The sequence below is a fragment of the Kitasatospora sp. MY 5-36 genome (genome assembly GCF_001182915.1).
Lineage (GTDB): Bacteria > Actinomycetota > Actinomycetes > Streptomycetales > Streptomycetaceae > Kitasatospora.
In genome coordinates, this window is the sequence record NZ_LFVW01000943.1 from 1 (window position 1) to 3,117 (window position 3,117).

Annotated in this window: 3 protein-coding genes; 1 reads left to right on the top strand and 2 read right to left on the bottom strand. The window is 74.0% G+C overall.

The features are described 5' to 3' along the window. Both AE652_RS38590 and AE652_RS38595 read right to left on the bottom strand, forming a co-directional pair. Positions 1–739, bottom strand: a 739-nt coding sequence (locus AE652_RS38590; protein WP_234348698.1) for a phosphoribosyltransferase domain-containing protein, incomplete at its 3' end; no start/stop codon positions are given. A gap of 85 nt (positions 740–824) precedes the next feature. Then, positions 825–2,033: an HpcH/HpaI aldolase/citrate lyase family protein gene (locus AE652_RS38595; RefSeq protein WP_049660103.1), complete on the bottom strand. Its 1,209-nt coding sequence runs from the start codon at positions 2,031–2,033 to the stop codon at positions 825–827. A 357-nt stretch (positions 2,034–2,390) separates the two neighbouring features. Between AE652_RS38595 and AE652_RS38600 the strand changes: the two genes are divergently transcribed. Further along, positions 2,391–3,117, top strand: a 727-nt coding sequence (locus AE652_RS38600) for a TerD family protein (protein WP_049660105.1), incomplete at its 3' end; no start/stop codon positions are given.

Genomic DNA, 3,117 nt, shown 5'->3' on the forward strand with positions numbered 1-3,117 from the left:
GCTCCCCGACCGGGGGCGCGGCGGCCGGCGCCGCCTCGGCGATCAGCCGCTCGGCCCGGGCCACGACATCCTCCGGCAGCTCGACGCCGCCGCTCGCGGTGGCCACCAGGTCCAGCCGGACGCCGAGTTCGGCGGCGGCCTCATCGAGTCGGCGCCGGTCGGCCGCGGAGCGCAGGTCCACCAGGGCGACCACCACGTAGTGCCCGCGCGGGTGGCGGGCGTGCAGGTCGCGGATGGTGTTGAGCACCGTCCGTCCGGTCGAGAACTCGTCGTCCACCAGCACGAGCGGCCCGTCCCCGGCGAGGAGTCCGGGGTCGGCGGGGAGCAGCAGGTGCGAGGTGGCGTGCGAGTGCTCCTCCTCGAAGCCGCCGACCGGGTCCAGGCCGGGCACCGGCCGGCGGGTGGAGTGCAGATAGGGGGCGTCCAGGCCGTCGGCGACGCTGTGGCCCAGGCCGGTGGCCGTCTCCGCGTAGCCGAGCACGACGGCCCGCCCGGCCGCCTCCGCGCCGAGCAGGTCGCGGACCCGGCGGCCGAGTTCGAGCCCGGCGCCGTGGACCACCGAGGGCCGCTGCGGCACGTGCTTGCCGAGCACGGTGGAGACCAGCAGGTGGGCGCGCTTGGGGTTCCCCGAGCGCAGCGCCAGGCCGACGAGTTCGGGGAGGCGCTCGGAGCCGGTCAGGGCGATCCCGGCCCGGTCGGCGACCCAACGGCCGGTCCACGTCTGCGGTGTTGCTGTCACTGCTGGTCCTGCCTTCGGTGGTGCGATGGTGCGTTCGTCGATGCGTTCGTAGCCGGCATTCACGGTTGTGTCCGTCCGGGCGCCGTCAGCCGCACAGGCAGGCCGACAGCAGTTCGGCGAAGCTCACGTCCTCCCGGGCCACCCCGAACACCTCCGCCCGCAGCAGCACCCGCTCCGCCCAGGCCCGGTGCGGCCGGGCCTCGTTCATCTTGTTGGTGTACGCCGAGCGCAGTACCCCGCCGCCGTCCTGCTCCTGCCGGAGGATGTCGCGGGCGTCGCAGTACTCCTCGTGCGTGACCACGGAGAGGGCGTGCACGGCCGGTACGTGGCTGGGGTGGATGCAGGTCTTGCCGAGCAGGCCGTTGGCCCGGTCGAGTTCGACCTCCCGGATCAGCCCGTCCAGGTCGTGTTCGATGATCCGCCGGCGGACCTCCTCGCCGGAGGCCCGGAGCACCCCGGCCGCGGCGGGGACGGAGGCCCCGGCGAACGGGGTCCGGCGCAGCTGCGGCTTGAACATCCGCTCCTGCACCGGGAAGTACTCCCAGACCGGTCCGGTGACGGTGTACCCGGTGCCGTCCGCCCGGCCGAGCACGTTGACCACGTCCCCGATCACCGAGGCGACCAGCGCCACGTCGTACGCGGTGAGGTCGGGCGAGCGCCGCAGGCCGTACGCGGAGCAGAGGTCGGTGACCCCGAGCCGGACGGCGAGCACCCGTTCGCGGTGGGCGGCGAGCAGCTCGGCGATGCCGAACAGCTGCTCCCGCCTGGTCTCCAGGTGGGCGAGTTCGGGCGACTCCAGGACGGGCATGGCGAACAGCCGCCGCCCGGTCGCGGCCTCGGCGGCGGCCAGCGCGGCCAGGTACCCGCCGCCGTTCGCCGGGGTGAACTTCGGCAGCACGAAGCCGCTGAGCAGTTCGACGGCCGGGCCGAGACGCTCGGCCAGGTCGAGGATCTGGGCGGCGCTGCGGACCCTGATGAAGAGCAGGGGGTGGCCCTGTGCACAGTCGGTGAAATCCTTGACCAGGTCATTCAACTGCTCGACCAGGTTCCGCTCGCCCGCGTCCACCTCGTGGTCGGCGATCGCGTCCTCCAGGCAGAGCACCATCGACACCACGCCCCGACCAGCGAGTTTGCGGATGTCGGCGGCCAGGGCGGGCCTGGTGGCCGGACTGTAGAGGGTGCCGCCGAGGGCGGTGGCGATCACCTCCGGCCCGCTCCGCGCGCTGAACGGGCGCGGCTGTTCCAGGAAGAGCCGGCCGCGTACGTCCTCGGCGAGGTGGCCGAAATGGCGCAAGGTGCTCTCCTCCAGGAAGTGGACCGGCCCCCGGCCCGTTGCCGACGACACCCTGGTCACCCGGCCGACCGGGCGCCAAGGTTCCCGGGCACGCCGCCGCCGGACGCCCCTCCGCCGAACCCCCGGAGACCTTTCGACCGCCCATCGTACGGACGGGATCCGGCCGGTCCCGGTTCCCCGGCACTGAACTCCCGGAACATCCCGGTCCACTTGGACGATCATGGGCGCACCGGCGCCCCATCCCGGAAACGACGGCGGCAAACCTCGGAAAGCGCAAGTCTTGGCAAAGTCCGACTCCGCGCGGACCGGTCCGGTCACGTTGTCCGAAGGGGTGGCGAACAGGCAGGATGGTCGGCTATGACGCACGTGATGGCCAAGGGCGCCAACATCGCACTGCCGGCGGCGGCGGTCCGCGCCGTGCTGCGCTGGAGCGCCACGCCCGGTGCGCCGGACGTGGACGCGTCCGCGCTGCTGCTCGGCGCCTCCGGAAAGGTCCGCTCGGACGCCGACTTCGTCTTCTACAACCAGCCCCGCCACCCCTCCGGCCTGGTCCGCCACCTGCCCAAGCAGCAGACCTCCGGCGGCGCCGAGATCATCGACACGGTCGAGGTCGAACTGGGCAAGCTGCCCGCCGAGGTGGACCGCGTGGTGCTGGCCGGCTCCTCCGAGGGCGGGCCGTTCCGCGCCGTGCCGGGGCTGCGCCTGCTGCTCTTCGACGCCACGGCCGGCGAGGGCGTCCCCGCGCTCGCCGAGTTCGCGATCGACGACGCCGAGAACGTCACCGCCCTGGTCGCGGGCGAGCTGTACCGCCGGTCCGGGGCCTGGAAGTTCCGGGCGATCGGCCAGGGCTACACCTCCGGGCTGATCGGCCTCGCCACCGACTTCGGCATCACCGTGGACGACGAGGCGGAGGCCGACCAGGCCCCCGGCGCCACCCCCGCCCCGTCCGGCGCGTCCGGCGCGTTCGACCCGCGCAGCACCCCGCTGCCGGACCCGCGCTCGACCACCCCCGAGCCGGGCACCTTCACCCTGGCCCCGGCCGTCCCGCAGTCACCGCCCACCCCGGCCCCGGCCACCGCACCGG